19 protein-coding genes are annotated in these 19,701 nt (G+C 61.3%); 4 read left to right on the forward strand and 15 right to left on the reverse strand.

Annotated elements, in window-relative coordinates; all coding sequences use genetic code 11:
• Nucleotides 1-3: 3 nt before the first annotated feature.
• Both HBO19_RS10185 and HBO19_RS10190 read right to left on the reverse strand, forming a co-directional pair.
• The gene (locus tag HBO19_RS10185) at nt 4-597 is read right to left on the reverse strand and encodes a hypothetical protein (RefSeq protein WP_169954108.1); all 594 of its coding nucleotides are present in this window, start codon (nt 595-597) and stop codon (nt 4-6) included.
• Nucleotides 563-1,303: an SURF1 family protein gene (locus HBO19_RS10190; protein ID WP_170057446.1), complete on the reverse strand. Its 741-nt coding sequence runs from the start codon at nt 1,301-1,303 to the stop codon at nt 563-565. Before HBO19_RS10190 ends, HBO19_RS10185 begins: the two co-directional genes overlap by 35 nt.
• Nucleotides 1,304-1,387: 84 nt before the next feature.
• On the opposite strand from HBO19_RS10190, the gene HBO19_RS10195 reads away from it, so the two are divergent.
• A complete protein-coding gene (locus tag HBO19_RS10195; protein WP_017528731.1) occupies nt 1,388-1,591 on the forward strand; it encodes a twin transmembrane helix small protein in 204 nt (67 codons plus the stop codon).
• 4 nt (nt 1,592-1,595) lie between these two features.
• Here HBO19_RS10195 and HBO19_RS10200 read toward each other — a convergent pair whose 3' ends face one another.
• From HBO19_RS10200 to coxB, 4 genes are all read right to left on the reverse strand, one after another.
• Nucleotides 1,596-2,483 carry a cytochrome c oxidase subunit 3 gene (locus HBO19_RS10200; protein ID WP_169954106.1) on the reverse strand — a complete coding sequence of 296 codons (888 nt, stop codon included), beginning with the start codon at nt 2,481-2,483 and terminating at the stop codon, nt 1,596-1,598.
• A 34-nt stretch (nt 2,484-2,517) separates the two neighbouring features.
• Entirely contained in the window at nt 2,518-3,069 is a 552-nt protein-coding gene (locus tag HBO19_RS10205) for a cytochrome c oxidase assembly protein (protein ID WP_076963356.1), read from the reverse strand.
• A 120-nt stretch (nt 3,070-3,189) separates the two neighbouring features.
• Nucleotides 3,190-4,779: a cytochrome c oxidase subunit I gene (gene ctaD / locus HBO19_RS10210; protein WP_038444815.1), complete on the reverse strand. Its 1,590-nt coding sequence runs from the start codon at nt 4,777-4,779 to the stop codon at nt 3,190-3,192.
• 58 nt (nt 4,780-4,837) lie between these two features.
• Complete coding sequence (gene coxB, locus HBO19_RS10215; RefSeq protein ID WP_170057447.1) at nt 4,838-5,965, reverse strand: cytochrome c oxidase subunit II; 1,128 nt, start codon at nt 5,963-5,965, stop codon at nt 4,838-4,840.
• 367 nt (nt 5,966-6,332) lie between these two features.
• Here coxB and HBO19_RS10220 point away from each other — a divergent pair, with 367 nt between their 5' ends.
• Nucleotides 6,333-6,980: a hypothetical protein gene (locus HBO19_RS10220; RefSeq protein WP_169954104.1), complete on the forward strand. Its 648-nt coding sequence runs from the start codon at nt 6,333-6,335 to the stop codon at nt 6,978-6,980.
• 86 nt (nt 6,981-7,066) lie between these two features.
• Here HBO19_RS10220 and HBO19_RS10225 read toward each other — a convergent pair whose 3' ends face one another.
• From HBO19_RS10225 to prlC, 8 genes are all read right to left on the reverse strand, one after another.
• Nucleotides 7,067-8,614, reverse strand: a complete 1,548-nt coding sequence (locus tag HBO19_RS10225) for a SulP family inorganic anion transporter (protein WP_169954103.1) — start codon at nt 8,612-8,614, stop codon at nt 7,067-7,069.
• A gap of 85 nt (nt 8,615-8,699) precedes the next feature.
• The gene (locus tag HBO19_RS10230; protein ID WP_057957895.1) at nt 8,700-9,431 is read right to left on the reverse strand and encodes a carbonic anhydrase; all 732 of its coding nucleotides are present in this window, start codon (nt 9,429-9,431) and stop codon (nt 8,700-8,702) included.
• Nucleotides 9,432-9,662: 231 nt separating this feature from the next.
• On the reverse strand, nt 9,663-10,721 hold the full coding sequence (locus HBO19_RS10235; protein ID WP_169954102.1) for a PA0069 family radical SAM protein: 1,059 nt from the start codon (nt 10,719-10,721) through the stop codon (nt 9,663-9,665).
• An 81-nt stretch (nt 10,722-10,802) separates the two neighbouring features.
• Nucleotides 10,803-12,098 (reverse strand): cytochrome c, encoded by a 1,296-nt coding sequence (locus tag HBO19_RS10240; RefSeq protein WP_169954101.1) that lies wholly within the window; start codon nt 12,096-12,098, stop codon nt 10,803-10,805.
• Between the two features lie 12 nt (nt 12,099-12,110).
• Entirely contained in the window at nt 12,111-13,895 is a 1,785-nt protein-coding gene (locus HBO19_RS10245) for a GMC family oxidoreductase (protein WP_169954100.1), read from the reverse strand.
• 2 nt (nt 13,896-13,897) lie between these two features.
• Complete coding sequence (locus tag HBO19_RS10250) at nt 13,898-14,650, reverse strand: gluconate 2-dehydrogenase subunit 3 family protein (RefSeq protein ID WP_169954099.1); 753 nt, start codon at nt 14,648-14,650, stop codon at nt 13,898-13,900.
• Between the two features lie 291 nt (nt 14,651-14,941).
• Nucleotides 14,942-15,217 carry a YheV family putative zinc ribbon protein gene (locus tag HBO19_RS10255; RefSeq protein ID WP_029290288.1) on the reverse strand — a complete coding sequence of 92 codons (276 nt, stop codon included), beginning with the start codon at nt 15,215-15,217 and terminating at the stop codon, nt 14,942-14,944.
• Nucleotides 15,214-17,265 (reverse strand): oligopeptidase A, encoded by a 2,052-nt coding sequence (gene prlC / locus HBO19_RS10260; RefSeq protein WP_170057448.1) that lies wholly within the window; start codon nt 17,263-17,265, stop codon nt 15,214-15,216. The genes HBO19_RS10255 and prlC overlap by 4 nt, the downstream gene beginning before the upstream one ends.
• 101 nt (nt 17,266-17,366) lie before the next feature.
• On the opposite strand from prlC, the gene HBO19_RS10265 reads away from it, so the two are divergent.
• Both HBO19_RS10265 and HBO19_RS10270 read left to right on the forward strand, forming a co-directional pair.
• Entirely contained in the window at nt 17,367-17,909 is a 543-nt protein-coding gene (locus HBO19_RS10265; RefSeq protein WP_170057449.1) for a gamma carbonic anhydrase family protein, read from the forward strand.
• On the forward strand, nt 17,906-18,565 hold the full coding sequence (locus HBO19_RS10270; protein WP_169954096.1) for an HAD family hydrolase: 660 nt from the start codon (nt 17,906-17,908) through the stop codon (nt 18,563-18,565). The genes HBO19_RS10265 and HBO19_RS10270 overlap by 4 nt, the downstream gene beginning before the upstream one ends.
• An 85-nt stretch (nt 18,566-18,650) precedes the next feature.
• Here the strand turns inward: HBO19_RS10270 and HBO19_RS10275 are convergent, their stop codons facing one another.
• Nucleotides 18,651-19,694 carry an aminopeptidase gene (locus HBO19_RS10275; protein ID WP_169954095.1) on the reverse strand — a complete coding sequence of 348 codons (1,044 nt, stop codon included), beginning with the start codon at nt 19,692-19,694 and terminating at the stop codon, nt 18,651-18,653.
• Between the last annotated feature and the right edge of the window lie 7 nt (nt 19,695-19,701).

Here is a 19,701-nt window from a genome sequence, read left to right on the forward strand (position 1 = left end):
CCCTTATCCGATATTCGACAGTTTCAGCAGGTGGCGCAGGTCGTTGAGCAGATCCTTGCCCTTGACCCGCGCGTCGTAGCGCAGCACCAGGTTGCCGTGGGGGTCGACGATCCACAGTTGCGCATCGCCCGGCGCGGCAGCGTTTTGCTTGAAGGTCGGCAGGTCCAGGGGCAAACGCTGCAACTGCGGATACTCGGCCTTCAACTTGGCCTCATACTCGGCGCCGACCGGCTGCGCACTGGCCAGGGCATGGCTGGCACGCGACGCATCGCGCCCCAGGCCGATCTGCAACTGGCGCGCGAGGTAGACCAGTTGCTGGCAATCGGCGGCGCAGGCCGCGGGCGCGGTGACCAGCAATTGCCAGCGGTCCTCGTCGGCCTGCACGCCGATATCGCTGCGGGTCTGGCCATTGCCGATCATTTCGCCATGATCGCTGCGGTTGTCCGGCACCCAGAACTGCCACTTGTACATCAGGGTCGCCAGCACCATCGGGCCGATCACCATCAGCAGGATCAGGATCAGTTGCCAGCGCCCCTTGCTGCGGTTGGGCGCCGCTGGCGTGTCAGACATGTTGAGTGGATTCATGGCCGCTCCCATGGTGCTTCTCCCTTGCGTTGTGCCAGCCGAGGTAGAGGTAAAGGCCCAGTAGCGCCAGCGCCATGGCGAACCACTGCACGGCATACCCCAGGTGTTTTTCCGGGCCCATGGCCACTACTGGCCACTGGGTTTCATAGGTCGCCGGGCCCGCTTCGGCCCGTAGCTCAAAGGCAAAGCCGCTGCGCTCCAACTCGGCCCACAGCGCCTGCGGGTGCAGCGCCGTCAGCAGGCGTGGCCATTTGGCGGCGGCTGGGTCGGCGTGTAGCTGGAACGTCTCGCCGGGGGCGACATACACCCAGGCGTTGATATTCAAAGGCTGGTCGGGGGTGGTGAAAGCTGGCGGCGTGCGCCGGTCCGGCCAAGGCAGCCAGCCGCGATTGAGCAACAGCCACTGGCCGCTGGTCTGGTCATGAAAGGGTTGCAGCAACTCGACGCCGGCCTTGCCGTCGCGCATGCGGTTATCCAGCAGCACGCTGTGCGCGGCGTCGAACTGCCCGCGCAACTGCACGCGGCGAAAGGCCGGATCCGCCACCGTCTCCAGTTGCGCAACGCTGATGGGCTGCGCCGCCCGGCGTTCGGCATAACTCTGGAGCAGTGCCTGTTTTTCCTGACCACGGGACAACTGCCAAAAGCCCAGGAACACCATCAGCGGTAGCAGCACCAGCACCACCAGGGTCGGAGCAATCCCGGGGCGAAAGCGTTTCATGGCGTTACCGCGAAGGTCGATGCTGTGCTGGCTATACTGAATCTCATTGCCCGCCCCTCAAAATAAGAGCCCTGGAGCCTGACCATGCTCAAAGCCGCTATCGCCCTGATGCTGATCGCTACCGTTGTGAGCCTGTTCAGTGGCTTGTTCTTCCTGGTCAAGGACGAGGGCCACTCCAATCGCCTCGTCACCGCCTTGACCGTGCGTGTAGTACTGGCCGTGATCACCCTGGCGCTGATCACCTGGGGGTTCTTCAGCGGCCAGCTGGTTTCCCACGCCCCCTGGTAAGTCGCTACAGCACGTAGACGAAGAAAAACAGACCGATCCACACCACGTCGACAAAGTGCCAATACCAACTGGCCGCCTCGAAACCGAACTGGTGCTCGGCATTGAAATGCCCCTTGAGGATGCGCATCAGCATCACGAACAAAATGATCGTGCCGATGGTCACGTGGGCACCGTGAAAGCCGGTCAGCATGAAGAACGTCGCGCCATACACCCCCGAACCCAGCGTCAGGCCCAGCTCTTTATAGGCGTGGATGTATTCCTCGGCCTGGAACCCGAGAAACGCCAACCCCAGCAACACGGTGATCGCCAGCCAGATCTTCAGCGCACCGCGGTGCCCCTTGCGCAGGGCATGGTGGGCGATGGTGATGGTCACGCTGGAACTCACCAGCAAGATGGTGTTGACCAACGGCAGGCCCCACGGGCTGATGGTGCCTTCCGGCGCCGGGAACAGCTTGGGGTCCGGGTTGTTGAGCAGCGGCCAGGCAAACTCGAAATTGGGCCACAGCATATGGGCAATGCCCTTGGAGCCTTCACCGGCCAGCCACGGCGCCGACATATGCCGCACATAGAACAGCGCACCAAAGAACGCGATAAAAAACATCACCTCGGAAAAGATGAACCAGGTCATGCCCCAGCGGAATGAGCGGTCCATCTGCGCGCTGTACAACCCGGCGCGGCTTTCCTTGATCACCGCGCCAAACCAGCCAAACATCATGTAGGCCAGCAGCAGGCTGCCGACGAAAAAGATCAGCGGGCCGTGGGATTCCGGGCGGGCCGCCTTGAGGTCGTTGAACCACACACCCAGGCCATACACGGTGATCAACAGCCCAAACGTGGCAATTATTGGCCATTTGCTTTGCGCTGGTACGTAGTACGTATCATGAGTAGACATGTATCCGTTCTCCTAATCGAGCCCGCAGGCACGCCTAGCCGCCGGTATGGACAGCCACGGGCGGTTGGCGCGCAGTGATATCGAACAGCGTGTACGCCAGGGTCAAATGCTTCACATCCTTGGGCATGTCGCGATCGACAATGAAGCGCACCGGCATCTCGATGCGCTCTCCCGGCTGCAGCACTTGCTGGGTGAAGCAAAAGCACTCGGTCTTGTGGAAGTACATCGCCGCTTCGGCCGGGGAAATACTCGGGATCGCCTGGGCGGTCATCGGCTTGTCGGTGGGGTTGAAGGCCACGAACACCATCTCGTTGACCGCACCGGGGTGGACCACGATTTCGTCGGCCTTGGAGTGGAATTCCCAGACCATATCGATGGCATTGGTCGACAGGAATTGCACCCGTATCTGACGTGACGGATCGACCACCTGCGAGCCTTCGTACTGCCCCGCGGTCTTGCCGTTGATGCCGAACGCCTTGCACATCACGTCGTAGATCGGCACCAGGGCAAAACCGAAGGCGAACATCGCCAGCACCAGGATCAGCAGGCGCGTGACCAGGCGGTTGAGAGGGACGGAGTCAGCCATGGCGCCCACCTGGGCGAGCTGGCTTCGCGATGAGGCCCTCAAGCTCTGCAGGGGTCTTGAGGCCGCCATCGCGGGCAAGCCCGCTCCCACAGGGGATCGGGAGTGTTTTCATGACCGGGCTCATTTGACCTCCGGCGGCGTGGTGAAGGTGTGATACGGCGCCGGCGAAGGAATGCTCCACTCCAGCCCTTCAGCGCCATCCCACGGCTTGGCCGGCGCCGGCTTGCCGCCCCGGATGCACTTGATCACGATAAACAGGAAGAAGATCTGCGTGGCGCCGAACATAAAGGCGCCAATCGACGACACCATATTGAAGTCGGCGAACTGCAGGTTGTAGTCCGGCACCCTCCGTGGCATGCCGGCCAGCCCCACGAAGTGCATCGGGAAGAACGCCATGTTCATCCCCACGAACGACAGCCAGAAGTGCAGCTTGCCCAGGGTTTCGTCGTACATATGGCCGGTCCATTTCGGCAGCCAGTAGTAAGCCGAGGCGAAGATCCCGAAGATCGCTCCAGGCACCAGTACGTAATGGAAATGCGCCACCACAAAGTAGGTGTCGTGGTACTGGAAGTCCGCCGGGGCAATCGCCAGCATCAGCCCGGAAAAGCCGCCGATGGTGAACAGGATCACAAAGGCCACGGCAAACAGCATGGGCGTCTCGAACGTCAGCGAGCCTTGCCACATGGTGCTGACCCAGTTGAACACCTTGACCCCGGTGGGCACCGCGATCAGCAGGGTGGCGTACATGAAGAACAGCTCGCCCACCAGCGGAATACCCACCACGAACATGTGGTGCGCCCACACGATAAACGACAGGAACGCGATGCTCGCCGTGGCGTAGACCATCGAGGTGTAGCCAAACAGCGGCTTGCGCGAGAAGGTCGGGATGATCGAGCTGACGGCACCGAAGGCCGGCAGGATCATGATGTACACCTCAGGGTGGCCGAAGAACCAGAACACATGCTGGAACAACACCGGGTCACCGCCGCCAGCGGCGCTGAAGAAGCTGGTGCCGAAGTGGATATCCATCAGCATCATGGTCACGCAACCGGCCAGCACCGGCATCACTGCAATCAGCAGGAAGGCGGTGATCAGCCAGGTCCAGACGAACAGCGGCATCTTCATCAGGGTCATGCCCGGTGCGCGCAGGTTGAGGATGGTCGCGACCACGTTGATCGCGCCCATGATCGAGCTGATGCCCATCAGGTGGATGGCAAAGATAAAGAACGTCACGCTTTCCGGGGCGTAGGTGGTGGAGAGCGGGGCGTAGAAGGTCCAGCCAAAGTTCGGCCCACCGCCCGGGGTGAACAGGGTCGAGACCAGCAGCAGGAACGCCGCCGGCAGTAGCCAGAAGCTGAAGTTGTTCATGCGCGGCAAGGCCATGTCCGGCGCGCCGATCATCAGTGGGATCATCCAGTTGGCCAGGCCGACAAACGCCGGCATCACCGCGCCAAACACCATGATCAAGCCATGCATGGTGGTCATCTGGTTGAAGAACGCCGGCTCGACGATCTGCAAGCCCGGCTGGAACAACTCGGCACGGATCACCATGGCGAACGAGCCGCCGAGCAGGAACATGGCGAAGCTGAACCACAGGTACATGGTCCCGATATCTTTGTGGTTGGTGGTCAGCACCCAGCGCATCAGGCCCTTGGCGGGACCGTGGGCGTGGTCAGCGGCATGACCGTGGTCATCGATCACAGTGCTCATGGCCGTTCTCCTGCAAGCGGATGGGCGGGGCGGTTCAGGGCATACGCAATGAAGAGGTTCATTGGCTTTCCGCCTGTTTGATGGCCAGCACGTCTTTGGGCGTGACCATGTCGCCTTTGTTGTTGCCCCAGGCGTTACGCTCGTAGGTCACGACCGCCGCAATATCGACTTCCGACAGTTGTTTGCCAAAGGCCGCCATCGCCGTACCGGGCTTACCGTGGTAGACGATGCTCAGGTGGTCTGCCGCCGGTCCAGTGGCGATTTTCGAGCCTTTGAGCGCCGGGAACATCGGCGGTAGGCCCTGGCCTTCGGCTTGGTGACAGGCCACGCAGGTGGTGTGATAGACCTTGTCGCCACGGGCCACCAGCTCTTCGCGCGTCCACTCTTTGGAGGTCAGCTCCTTGAGCTTGGCGGCTTCCTCCTTGCGCTCGCCGAGCCAGGTTGCGTAGTCGGCCTTGGACTTGACCTCGACCACGATGGGCATGAAGCCGTGGTCCTTGCCGCACAGCTCCGCGCACTGGCCACGGTAGATGCCGGGCTTCTCGACCCGGGTCCAGGCCTCGTTGACGAAGCCTGGGATCGCATCGCGCTTGACCGCAAACGCCGGCACCCACCACGAATGGATCACGTCGGCGGCCGTCACCAAAAAGCGCACCTTGGCGCCCACCGGCAGCACCAGCGGTTGGTCGACTTCCAGCAGATAGTGTTCGCCCTTGGTGGCCTGGTTATGGATCTGCTCGGCGGGAGTGGCCAGGTTGCTGAAGAACTCGACGTCCTGGCCCAGGTACTTGTAGTGCCACTTCCACTGGTAGCCGGTGACCTGGATATCGATATCCGATTCACTGCTGTCGTAGATGTTGATCAGGGTCTTGGTCGCCGGAATGGCCATGGCGACGAGGATCAGCAAGGGCACCACCGTCCAGAGAATCTCGACCGTCGTGCTTTCGTGGAACTTGGCCGCCACCTGGCCCGTGGAGCGTCGATGCACAATCATCGACCAGAACATGGCGCCAAACACGATGATGCCGATCACCACACAGATCCAGAAAATGGTCATGTGCAGGTCGAACACGGCGTGACTGACTTCAGTGGCCCCTGGTGCCATATTCACCGTCCAGGCGGCTTGCGCCTGGCTGAATACTGACCACAAGAGTAAGCCCATCCAAACATGTGGATGTCGCGTCATTGCGGGTTCCCCTTATCGTTCTTGTTATCCCGCCGGTTTGCACCTGCGGCCAAGGGGGCGGCTTCCAAACTGCTTACATCCGCCAAGCCTTGCCTGCCTAATGCAGTCGGGCGTCATCAGCTAATTGCGTACAAACCCGAGTATAGACAGCGACTGCGACCCCGCAATGTGTGGGGACAAATCAGTAAAAAGAGACGAACGGCATTGGCCGGCCAGCAGATTCAGGGCCTATCCGACGAACGATGGCATTTCGATATAACAGCGGCGCATAACCATGAAATAATTATGACAAATGCGTCTTAGGGGCTCGTATAAACGAGCTACCTTATGCAATCCCCTTTCCTACGCCCGTATTCCTGGAGCTTTCATGAACACCGCCGCATTGCGCGAGCAGATTTCCCGTGCCCATCAACACGAAGCGTCCACCGGCCAATTGGCTAAACAACTGGACGCACAGTTGCCACACCTGCACTCGGCCATTTCCCTGGCCGACGGTGATCGCAATGCCGTGATGACGCGTTTCGTCACCGCCTACATCGACCAGGTCCCGGACCTGCTGGACGCCGCCAACGACGTGGCCCGGGAAGCCGGGATTGAAAGCCAGATCAAGCCGGTGCTGAAAATCGCCGAGCATTTCTTTCTACAGCCGCCGGCGATCCTGACGGCCCATGAAGGCCTCAACGGCCTGTTGGACGAGGCCTACCTGGCCCACCGACTGGTGGAAGAAGTAAACGATCTGTATATCAAGCATTTCGGCCAGCCGTTGATTCCGGCAGACACCACCGTTGCCAACGTGATTGCCCACCAACTGATCGGCGAAGATTTCGCCAATCAGCTGGATGAAGCCGTGCACCTGGCGGTGGATGAAATGCTCAATGAAGAGAGCTTCGCCCTGGAGTCCGTCGAGGCCTATCGCGAACAGCTCAAGAGCCCGGCAACGGAAGCGGCGTGGAAGCGCTGGCCGTGCCTGTCGCGCCAGTTGGGCGTGGAGTTGGAGCTGGATCAGCCAGCCTGAATTTCCGGCCTGGCGTAGAACAAAGTGTGGGAGCGGGCAAGTCGAATCGTCGCACCGCCGCTCCCACATTTTTTTATCCGGTTTCGTCAGCCCACTGACGGGGCCGAACCAATCCGCGTCGTGGTACGTATCCGCCCTTCCAACCTGCGCTTCAACCCGCGCGCCTCGATCACCAACTTCGAGCCCTTGGCCGCATTGGCCCGCCCCCATTCCTCCAGCAACTCCAGGCACGAGTGATCCACGTAGCTCAGGTTATTGAGCGGCACATGCACCGTGGTCCCCGCCGGCACAGTCGCCAGCACCTGGGTCAATGCGGGCACCTTGAGAAAGGTCGCCGCACCGGTCAATCGCAACTCCATCTCACCGTCCTGGGGCAGGTCGATCAGGCTGACTTTCAACCGTGAAGCCTTCCACGCCAGTTTGACCAGGGTCAGGCCGAAGCCCACCAGCACTCCCGTCAGCAAATCGGTGAAGATGATCGCCAGGGCCGTGGCGGCGTATGTGAACATCGGCATCCGGCCATAACGCGCCAGGCCACGGAACGCCTTGAGGTCCACCAGCTTGATCCCGGTGTACACCAGCACCCCCGCCAGGCTCGCCACCGGAATACTTTGCAGCACGCTCGACAACAGCAATACGAAGGCCAGTAGCCAAAGGCCGTGGAACATCGCCGACAAGCGCGTGGTTGCCCCCGCCTGGACGTTGGCCGAACTGCGCACGATCACCCCGGTCATGGGCAATGCGCCTACCAGGCCGCATAGCATGTTGCCTACACCCTGGGCGGACAATTCCTTGTCGAAGTCCGAACGCTGACCGTTGTGCATACGGTCCACAGCCGCCGCCGAGAGTAATGTTTCGGCACTGGCGATAAAGGCTACCGCGAAGGCCGCGATCAACAGGTTGGGGTCGGCCAGGTTCAGCAGGTCGCTGGGGCGCAGCCAGTCAATGGCATCGGCGAGGTTTTCCGGCACCTCCACGCGCTTGACCTGCAAGGCCAGCGCCAGGCTGGTCACGGTCGCCAGGCCCACGCCAAGCAATGCGCCGGGGACAAAGCGCAGCTTTTGCGGGCGAAACCGGTCCCACAACCACATCACCAGCATGGTCGCCAAGCCCAGCAGGCCGGCTTGCCAACCGAGCCCGCCACCCAGGCTGGGAATGGCCTGGGCCACTGCGGCGGGGAAGCCCGCGAGGTTATCCAGCCCCGAAGGCTTGGGCGCCCCATCGAGCATCACATGCACTTGCGACAGGACGATCAACACCCCGATCCCCGCCAGCATGCCGTAGACCACCGCCGGCGCCGTCACCCGGAACCAGCAGCCCAGGCGCAGGCGCCCGGCCACCAGTTGCAGGAAGCCCGCCAACAGCAGGATCGGCCCGAGCATCAGCATGCCGTGCTGGCGCACCAACTCGAACACCAACACCGCCAAGCCGGCCGCCGGGCCGCTGACTTGCAGGGGCGAACCGGCCAGCCAGCCCACCACCAGGCCACCGATAATCCCGGTGATCAGCCCCTTGGCCGGTGGCATTCCGGATGCAATGGCGATCCCCATGCACAGGGGCAGGGCCACCAGAAACACCACCACCGAAGCCAACAGCTCCCGTGGCAGCACTGTTTTTAATTGAGCTGCACGCATGATGACTCTCCCGAGGCATTCGCCGGGCGTGGCAAGGCCTGGCTGCATCCATGGCAGCCATCGCATTACCCGGCAGGGGATTGTTTTAGAAGCGCGCTTTGGGCGTCGCCGAAGGGATCGGTCCGGACCCGCTCAGCGGCCGGAACGTGGCCTGGTCCGCATCGTAGGCTTTGATCTCGCTGGTCTCGATGTTGTAGATCCAGCCGTGGATGAACAAATGGCCGTTGGCCATGCGCGAAGCCACAGAGGGGTGGGTGCGCAAGTGTTGCAACTGGGCGATGACGTTTTCTTCGGTCAGCACCTGCATGCTTTCGCCTTCATTGGCGCAATCACAGTTGTCCTGGACCATAGTCTTGGCGACCTCGGCGTGGCGCAGCCAGGCTTTGACCGTGGGCATTTTTTCCAGGCTCTGGGGGTTGAGCACGGCCCGCATGGCGCCACAATCGGAGTGGCCGCAGACGATGATGTGCTGCACGCCAAGCGCCAGCACCGCGTACTCGATGGCCGTGGACACACCGCCGTTCATCTGCCCGTAAGGCGGCACGACGTTACCCACGTTACGGGTGACGAACAAATCGCCCGGGGAGCTCTGGGTGATCAGTTCCGGAACAATGCGCGAGTCGGCACAGGTGATAAACATCGCCCGTGGGCTCTGGGCCGTGGCGAGTTTCTTGAAGAGCTCTTCCTGCTGGGGAAAGACCTCGTTATGGAAATGCAAAAAGCCATCAACGATGTGCTGCAGCGCTGCATCGGCGGACTCCGCCTCGTGAGGGGCTGAAGCCGACGCAGCCAACGGCTGTTTATCCTTGTCACTCATGATTCATCCTCGTGGTTGGGGCAGGAGAGTCTTGCAGTTGAGGTCGACGCGCGATCACCGGGAAACAACACATGCAAACCACCCAGCCAGCGCCGCCGACCCATCAGTCACTCAATGAACAAGGTACCTGCCGAAACTTAACTCAAACTGAATCAACCGCTCTATCTCGCGGGTTTCAGTGATATCAAAACGCGACCATCCTGGCCGGGAAGCCCGCGCATTTGTATCAGTCTACAACAAAGCCAGCTGCCTGCCGGGTGGACAGAATGCACTGCAATCGAGATTGAAGCCCTCACGCCGGTCAAGCCCCAAACGCTTGATCGCCTTGGCAAATCGTTGTGCCAGCAGGTCGGCAAACGGCCCTTCACCGCGCATGCGCACACCGAAGCGGCTGTCATAGACTTCGCCACCGCGCACCTGGCGTACCAGGCTCATCACATGGGCCGCCCGTTGCGGGTAATGGGCCGCCAACCACTCCTCGAACAGCGGCGCCACCTCAAGGGGCAGGCGCAGCATCATATAGGCGGCGCTCTGCGCCCCGGCGGCATGGGCCTCGGCGAGCAGGCTTTCCAGTTCGCTGTCGTTGATCATCGGAATCATCGGCGAGCACAGCACGCCTACCGGGATCCCTGCCTCGCGCATCACCCGGATCGCCCGCAGCCGCGCCTTGGGCGCCGCTGCACGAGGTTCCAGGATGCGCTTGAGTTCATCGTCCAGGCTGGTAAGGCTGATCATCACCGCCACCAGCCGCTGGCGGGCCAGTTCGGTGAGCAGGTCAAGGTCACGCAGGATCAACGAACCCTTGGTCACGATAGTCACCGGGTGGCGATAGCGCAGCAGCACTTGCAGGGTTTGCCGGGTGATCTGGTACTCGCGCTCGATGGGCTGGTACGGGTCCGTGTTGGAGCCCAGGTTGATCGGCGCGCACACATAACCGGGCTTGGACAATTGTTGCTCCAGCACCTGAGCGGCGTTGCTCTTGGCGATCAGCTTGGTTTCAAAATCCAGGCCCGGGGACATGTCCCAATAGGCATGGCTGGGCCGCGCATAACAATAAATGCAACCGTGCTCACACCCCCGGTAAGGGTTGATGGAGCGGTCGAACGGCAGGTCCGGCGAGGTGTTGCGGGTGATGATGGTCTTCGCCGTCTCGATGCGCACTTCGGTGCCCTGGGTCGGCGGCACTTCCTGATACCAGCCGTCATCCTCGGCCACACTCACCGTGGGCGCGAAGCGATTGTGCAGGTTGGTGGCGGTGCCTCGCCCGCGCGGCGGCAGAGGAGTGGACATGAAAGCGCCTCGATACTGTTTTTATATACAGTATCGAGGCGCAGCGTATCTGACCAGTGCCGTTGGGCGGCAAAGGCAAAATCAGTGACTCGTCACTTGCCCCAGATCGTCGCCCGAGGTGGTGTGTTTATCGCTTTTGCGCAGGTCGGCCACGTCACCAGCCTTCACCGGCGCGCCCTGGTTACCCCAGCTGCCCCGAATAAAGCTGACCACATCCGCCACTTCCTGATCCGACAAGCGCCAGGCAAAAGCCGGCATGGTGAATGTAGAAGGCGCTGCATGTGTGGCCGGCAGGGTTCCACCATTCAACACAATGTTGATCAACGATGTGGCATCCGCCGTCTGCAACACCGGGTTGCCCGCCAGCGCCGGGAACACCCGGGTGTAGCCATGGCCATCGGTGCGATGGCAGGCCGCGCAGTTGTCGATGTACACCGCAGCGCCCGGCTGGCTGTCATCGCCTTTCCATAAAGCCTCGGCCACCTGCTTGTCGTACTGGTGCGGCTGATCCTTGGGATCGACTGCCGGCAGGCTCTTGAGGTAACGGGCGATAGCGGTCAGGTCGTCTTCAGACATGTACTGCATGCTGTGGACTACAACGTCGCTCATACCGCCAAACACCGCGCTGCGATCACTGCGACCGGTCTTGAGAAACTGCACCAGTTGCTCTTCGCTCCAACTGCCCAGGCCGTCCTTGTGGTCGCCGCGCAGGCTTTTGGCGATCCAGCCTTCCAGGGGCGCACTGCCGGACAGGAACGCCGCACCTTGCGACGCGCTCAGGGCCTTTTCCTGCATGGTCAGGGCCCGCGGGGTATGGCAGGCGCCACAGTGGCCGAGGCCTTCCACCAGGTAGGCGCCACGGCTGATCACCGGGTCGGCATCGGCCGGAGCCTGATAGCCCGCCACCTCGGGCGCAAACATCCAACGCCATGCCGCCAGGGGCCAGCGCATGCTCAAGGGCCAGGGAATATCACTGTCCTGGTTCGCCTGGGCGACCGGCTCCACGCCTTTCATAAAGTACGCATACAGCGCCTGCATGTCGGTTTCGCTGACACGTGCGTAAGACGGGTAGGGCATCGCCGGGTAAAGGGTACTACCGCTTTTGGCGACACCATGGCGCACGGCTTTATCGAAATCTTCAAAGCTGTAGTCCCCCAGGCCGGTTTTGTCCGGGGTGATGTTGGTTGAGTAGATCACGCCAATCGGGGTTTCCATCGCCAGGCCACCGGCAAACGGCTTGCCGCCCTTGGCGGTATGGCAGGCCACGCAGTCACCGGCGCGAGCCAGGTATTCGCCCTGTTTGACCAGATCAGTTTCAGCGGCGCTCACCGAGCAACTGCTGAACAGGGCCAGGGTTGCGATAACAAATGCTTTCATAGTCGTCGCTCCTTATGCCTGAACCAGCGGGCCGGGGTTTTTCAGGTACTGCTCGCGTATCGCCCGGGCCGACCAATAGGTCAGCGCCGCCACCAGGCCCGTAGGGTTGTAGCCCAAGCCTTGTGGGAAAGCGGATGCGCCAGGGACAAACACGTTGTGCACATCCCAGCACTGCAGGTAGCGGTTCAACGCGCTGGTCTTCGGGTCGGTACCCATGATCGCGCCACCGTTGAGGTGCGTGGTCTGGTAAGACGCGGTGTTGAAGTGCTCGCCGACCTTCTTGCCGAGTACCGCAATCGCCTTGGGGTTCATCGCTTCGGCGATCTTGCCCATTTTCTCGACCATGAAGCGGTTCATCTTGATGTCGTTTTCCTGCCAGTCGAAGGTCATGCGCAGCAACGGCAGGCCGTAGGCATCACGGTAAACCGGGTCCAGATCGAGGTAGTTGCCCCGGTAGGATTGATGAGCGCCATGGGCGTCCATCGACACTTGGTGGGTGTAGTAATCGGCCGTGGCGCGCTTCCACGCACTGCCCCAGGCCGGCGTGCCCGGTGGGTTGGAGGTACCGGCAATCGGCCGGCTGCCCGCCTGGTTGACCCACATCGGCGAACCGCCGACGAAACCATGGGGGCCATGATCGAAGTTATCGGCGTTGAAATCGTCCACCGCCACGCCATTGCCGCCAGCGCCGATGAAGTTGTTGGTGTGCACGTCTTTGTCGAAGTAGGCCTTGATGGTGGCCATGTTCTGGTAGGCGAAGTTCTTGCCCACCACCCCTTCGCCCGTGATCGGGTCGTAGGGCTTGCCGATGCCCGAGAGCAGCATCAGGCGCACGTTGTGGAACTGGAAGGCGCCAAGAATCACCAGGTCCGCCGGTTGCTCGATCTCGCGGCCCTGGGCGTCGATATAGGTCACGCCAGTGGCCTTGCGCTTGGTGCTGTCGAGATTGACCTTGAGCACGTGGGAATTTGGCCGCAGTTCAAAGTTCGGCACCTGGCGCAGGGCCGGCAGGATGTTCACGTTGGGCGATGCCTTGGAGTACATGTAGCAGACATACCCGCTGCAAAAACCACAGAAGTTGCACGGCCCCATCTGCGCGCCATAGGGATTGGTGTAAGGCCCCGAGGTATTGGCCGAAGGCAGATTGTAGGGCTTGTAGCCCACGGCAGTGGCGGCCTGCTGAAACAGCTGTGCCGAGTAGGTATTTTTCTGCGATTCCAGTGGGAAATGGCTGGAGCGATCCGGCGCGTAAGGGTTGCCGCCCTTGCCTTCACCCACCAGTTGGCCCTTCACGGTCCAGGCCTGGCCGGAGGTGCCGAAGACCTTTTCGGCGTAGTCAAAGAACGGTTCCAGTTCTTCGTAGCTGACGCCGAAGTCCTGGATGGTCATGTCCTTGGGAATGAAGTTTTTGCCGTAGCGTTCTTCGTAGTGGCTGCGCATGCGCAGTTCGATAGGGTCCACCCGAAAATGCACGCCCGACCAGTGCAGGCCCGCGCCGCCTACGCCGTTGCCCGGCAGGAAGGCGCCCAACTGACGGTTGGGCAGGGCGATGTCATTCACACTATGGCGAATGGTCACGGTTTCCTTGGAAATGTCCTGGAACAGCTTTTTGCGCACGCTGTAGGTCAGTTCGTCGATCACTTGTGGGTAATTGCCGTCCGGGTAGGTGTCCTGCATCGGGCCGCGCTCCAGCGCTACCACGTGCAAGCCGGCTTCCGTCAGCTCCTTGGCCATGATCGCGCCAGTCCAGCCAAAGCCGACGATGACTGCATCCACTTTCTTCATGATGGTCGCCACGTTTATGCCCTCTCGCCACGGATGGAAACAGCCGGGAAGGGGTATTGCTCGTTGCGTTCAACCCAATCCATGAAATCGGCGCGGGCGCCGGGGAAGCCGATCATGGTCCAGCCGACCATGCCTTTGTTGCCGCCGTGGATCGGGTCGCAGAAGAACCCTTCCTTGGTGTTTTGCAGCAACAAGTTGAAGAAAATCTTCGGCGGGACCGCGGCGAAATGCTCGCCGGTTTCGGCACCTCCCGCCTCCAGGCGGCGCAGCAAATCATCCTGGGTAGCGCTGTCTTGCCCAGCAAATGTTTTACCGTTGAACGCTTTCGACCAGGCATCCGTGGCAGCAATACCCAGGCGATAGATCTCCTTGGGCACCAGTTTGCTCTGCCAGCCCATCTCGGGCGGTGCGTCGGCGTTGAACGGACCTTGCATGAACCACAGGGCGCCGCTGGCGTAGGGCGTGTTCATCTGCCGGTCGATGTATTCCGGTGCACCGGCTTCCAGGGCACCTGGGCCTTGGGCATCTGCGGGGATCAGGCGCGCGACGGCCGCGTTGATGAAGGCCCATTCCTCAGCGGTGAAGTAACTGGGCTCGTAGGCCTTTTCGCTGGTAGGTGCCTTGGCCGGGCTGGCCTGGACAGGCTCGGGCGTGGCCATCAGCATCGAGCCGCCAAGGCCGGTGCTGGCAACCGTGACCACCGGGATCAAGGTCAAGGATTTGCGCAAAAAGTCACGCCGGGGGTTGTCTCGATCTTGATCAGACATGGTGGCACCTCATCATGTGGTCACGGGTTTGAGCAGTCGCTTCATGGAGCGGCTTGTCGTTGTGGATGTAATCAATGGTTACAAATGATAGCAGGCTAAGGAATGAGAGAACCGTTTCAGCCAGGAAAATCGAGAAATGCGCGCAAAAAAAAGTGGGAGCAGGCTTGTGTAGGAGCTGGCTTGCCTGCGATGCAGACACCTCGGTGTATCAGTGACACCGAGGTGATGCTATCGCTGGCAAGCCAGCTCCTACATGAGCCTGTTCCCACAGGTTGGACGGAGTAAGGTCCGTCAGTCTTTTTTCAGCTTGGGATTAGGGAAGAACTGCACCGCCTGCACCTTGGGGTCCGCCGGCGCTTTCAACGCCGAGGTGTTGACCCGCGTGCCCAATTCCTTGGGCACCGACAAACCCTGGTCGTTGAGCGTGTCGGTATAGCCACAGGCCACGCATTCGCGATGGGGCACGCTGTCTTCGGTCCACATCTTCAACTTGTCCGGCTCGCTGCACGCCGGGCACACGGCGCCGGCGATAAATTGCTTTTTGGTGATCACAGGCCCGTCACTCATGCTGCCGCGTCCTCACTCAGGCCGCTGTGGCGCAAGAGTGCGTCAATCGACGGTGCGCGTCCGCGGAAGTCGACGAACAGCACCATCGGCGCCTGGGAACCGCCACGGGCCAGGATCGCCTCGCGGAACGCCCGGCCAGTTTCGGCATTGAGCACGCCGTCTTCTTCGAACTTGGAGAACGCGTCCGCCGACAATACTTCGGCCCACTTGTAGCTGTAGTACCCCGCCGCGTAACCGCCGGCGAAGATATGCGCGAAGCTGTTGGGGAAGCGGTTATAGGCCGGCGGACGCATCACCGACACCTCGTCGCGCACGCCTTCGAGCACCTGCGCCACGCTGCGGCCATCACCGTGGGTGGCATGCAGTTCAAAGTCGAACAGCGAGAATTCCAGCTGGCGCACCATCATCAGGCCAGACTGGAAGTTCTTCGCCGCGAGCATTTTTTGCAGCAGGTCCTGGGGCAGGGCTTCGCCGCTTTCGTAATGACCGGAAATCAGCGCCAGGCCTTCAGGTTCCCAGCACCAGTTCTCCATGAACTGGCTCGGCAACTCCACCGCGTCCCAGGCCACGCCGTTGATGCCGGACACGCCCGCGTGTTCGACGCGGGTCAGCAGGTGGTGCAGGCCGTGACCGAATTCGTGGAACAGGGTGGTGACTTCATCGTGGGTCAGCAGGGCTGGCTTGCCGCTGTCGGCCGGGGTGAAGTTGCACACAAGGTTGGCCACCGGGCTTTGCAGGGTACCTGCAGCGGTGCGTCGACGATCCCGGGCGCCGTCCATCCAGGCACCGCCACGCTTGTTGGCGCGGGCATACAGGTCGAAGAAGAAGCGGCCGACGTGCTGGCCGTTTTCCTTGATTTCGAACAGGCGAACATCCGGGTGCCAGGTGTCGAAGCCTTTCTGCTCGGCGATCTCGATGCCATACAGGCGCTGGACGATGGCAAACAGCCCGCCCAGCACTTTGTCGATCGGGAAATAGGCGCGCAGGGCTTCCTGGGACACGCTGTAGCGCTGTTCACGCAGCTTTTCGCCGTAGAAACCGCTGTCCCAGCTTTGCAGGTCGTTGCAGCCTTGTTCGGCGGCGTAGGCCTTGAGCTGCTGCAGGTCCTGGGTGGCGAATGGCTTGCTGCGTTTGGCCAGGTCGCGTAGGAAACTCAGTACCTGGTCGCTGGATTCGGCCATTTTGGTGGCCAGGCTCAGTTCGGAGAAAGAGGCGAAACCGAGCAGTTGGGCCAGTTCCTGACGCAAGTCGAGGATCTGTTCCATCACCGGGCCGTTATCGTTCTGACCGGCATTCGGGCCTTGGTCCGACGCACGGGTGCAGTAGGCCGCGTAGATTTCTTCGCGCAGGGCGCGGTCGTGGGCGTAGGTCATCACCGCGTAGTAGCTGGGGAACTCCAGGCTGATCAGCCAGCCGTCGAGGCCTTTGGCCTGGGCCGCAGCCGCCATTTGCGCCTTGGCCGAATCGGTCAGGCCGGCGAGGGTGGCTTCGTCGGTGACGTGCTTGGTCCAGGCCTGGGTGGCGTCGAGCAATTGGTTGGAGAACTTGCTGCCCAACTCGGAGAGTTTGCTTTGCACCTCGGCGTAGCGCTTCTGCTGCTCAGGCGGCAGGTCGATACCCGACAGGCGGAAGTCGCGCAGTGCGTGCTCCAGAATGGTTTTTTGCGCCACATCGAAACCGGCCGCTTGCGAGCTGTTGGCCAGGGCTTCGAAGGCCTGGAACAGTTCGCGGTTCTGGCCCATCTCGGTGGAATAGGCGCTCAATGCCGGCAGGCAGGCCTCATAGGCCTCACGCAGTTCAGCGCTGTTGCACACGGCATTGAGATGGCTGACCGGGCTCCAGGCGGCGCCCAGACGGTCGTTGAGTTCATCCATGGCCAGGACCAGGCCGGCCCAGGTCGGATTTTTCCCCTGGCTTTGCAGGATGCCTTCGATGGCGACGCGGTTGTCGGCCAGGATCTGTTCGATGGCCGGTTGGACGTGCTCGGCACGGATCGCCGAGAACGGCGGCAGGTCGTAGGACTGCAAAAGAGGGTTGTTCGCGCTCACGGTTGGCACCTTGGCTGAAGAAACAGGTAAGACAAAGATGGGGCCATCTTAATTACAATCAACGTCCACCGCAGCTATCAACCAAACAGAGAGAGGCTATCGTGACCCTTCGCACCTATCAGAATCACACGCCAACCCTCGGCGCCGGGGCTTTCGTCGATGCTTCGGCGGTGGTGATCGGCGATGTTCAAATCGGCGCCGACAGCTCGGTCTGGCCGCTGACGGTGATTCGCGGCGACATGCACCGCATCCGCATCGGTGCACGCACCAGCGTGCAGGACGGCTGCGTGCTGCACATTACCCACGCCGGGCCCTTCAATCCTGACGGTTTCCCGCTGCTGATCGGCGACGATGTGACCATCGCCCACAAGGTCATGCTCCATGGCTGCACCGTCGGCAGTCGTATCCTGATCGGCATGGGCAGCATTGTGATGGACGGCGCGGTGGTTGAAGACGATGTGATCATCGGCGCCGGCAGCCTGGTGCCGCCGGGCAAGAAACTTGAAAGCGGTTTTTTGTATGTGGGCAGCCCGGTTAGACAAGTCCGCGCACTTTCTGACAAGGAACGCGCCTTTTTCACCTACAGCGCAGCGAACTACGTGAAGCTCAAGGACCTGCACCTGGCAGAAGGATTCGACCGATGACCCTGGATTACCAAACCGTCCTGTTTGACCTGGACGGCACCCTGACCGATCCACGGGAAGGCATCACCCGCTCGATCCAGTACGCCTTGGCCAAGCTGGGCATCGATGAGCCGGACCTGACCAAGCTCGAACACTTTATCGGCCCGCCGCTGCTGCAAGCCTTTATGCAGTTCTACGATTTCGACGAGGCGCGGGCCTGGGAGGCGGTGAATTTCTATCGCGAGCGCTTCAAAGTCACCGGGCTCTATGAAAACCGGGTGTTCGATGGGGTCATGCCGTTGCTGGAGGAGCTCAATGCCCAGGGTCGCCAACTGTATGTGGCCACCTCCAAACCGTGGGAATTTGCCCGGGAGATCGCCCGGCATTTCGATTTCGCCAAGCACTTCAAGGTGATTTACGGCAGTGAATTGGACGGTACCCGCACCAACAAGGTCGAGCTGATCGCCCATTTGATGCGCGAGGAAGGCCTGGATCCGGCCAGTACCTTGATGATCGGCGACCGCAAGCACGACCTGATCGGCGCACGTAGCAACGGGCTGGATGCAGCGGCGGTGGGGTATGGGTTTGGTAGTTTTGCCGAGTTGAATGCTGAAGCGCCGCGCTGGCATTTTGAGACGCTGGAGGAGATGCATCAGGCGTTTTTGCGGCGGGCTTGAGACCGCTATCGCGGGCAGGCCCGCTCCCACATTGGACGGTGTTCACACATCAACATGTGGGAGCTGGCTTGCCTGCGATGAGGCCCTAAACGTCACCGCTTACCAACTGCCGCAACGCTAATTTGCGCTGTTCCACCGGCAAGCGCCCCAACTGCTCCACGGCGCCGTAGAACCTCAGCCAATCCCCGCCTTCCCGGCGAAACAACGCCGCAAACGCCGGTACCCACTGGTCATACAGCCCAAACGGCAACAACCGCGCATTGTTCATCGGCTGATTGACCCAGGCGTCATAACGCGGGTCGCCGCCCCACTGGCTGTCGCGCATCTGCCGATACTCACGGCGCAAGCGCTCGAACTCGGCCGCCTTGGCCTGGCGCATCGCAACTGCGGCCAACGGCTGCGCATACAGGCGCTCCAGGCGACTGCGGGTGTCGAGGATCAGTTGGATAAACTGGTCGCGCTGCTTCAACGTCGATTCGCTCGCAGGCGCCAGGCCACGGGCCGCGCGCCATTGCCGGGTGCCTTCCTGCTCGACGAAGGTGGCAAACGACTCATTGAACTCCGTGTCGTCCTTCACATAAAAACGCTGGTGCGCCAGCTCGTGAAAAATCACCGTGGCCAGGCGCTCATCACCCCAACGCATCATCGAACTCATGATCGGGTCATTGAACCAGCCGAGGGTGGAATAGGCCTCGACGCCGCCAATCGACACATCCATGCCACGCAGTTGCAACAACGCAGCCTCGCCCCGGGCCGCGCCCTGAGTGTAATAACCGCGATAGGCCACGCAGCCGGCAATCGGGAAGCAATGGGTCTGGGGTAACAAAGAAAACTCTGATGTAGCAAAGACATTCCAGACTACGTACGGCCGGCCGATATCGGCGTAAAGGCGGTAGCTCTGGTTGTCGGGCAAATGCAACTGTTGGCTGGCAAAGGTGCGTGCCTTCTGGGATTGCGCCAAATGCTCACGCAACACTTGCGGGCGCGTCGGATCGGCGATCACCTTGGCCACCGGCTCCCGCGCCTGCAGCAGCTGCCATTGGCCGCTGGCCAACTGGCTGTAATAGCTGACACTGGAACAGCCACCGAGCAATAGGCACGTCAGCCCCGCCAATAAATGCCGCACCATCTCAAAC

The organism is Pseudomonas sp. WS 5021, assembly GCF_012985535.1.
Lineage (GTDB): Bacteria > Pseudomonadota > Gammaproteobacteria > Pseudomonadales > Pseudomonadaceae > Aquipseudomonas.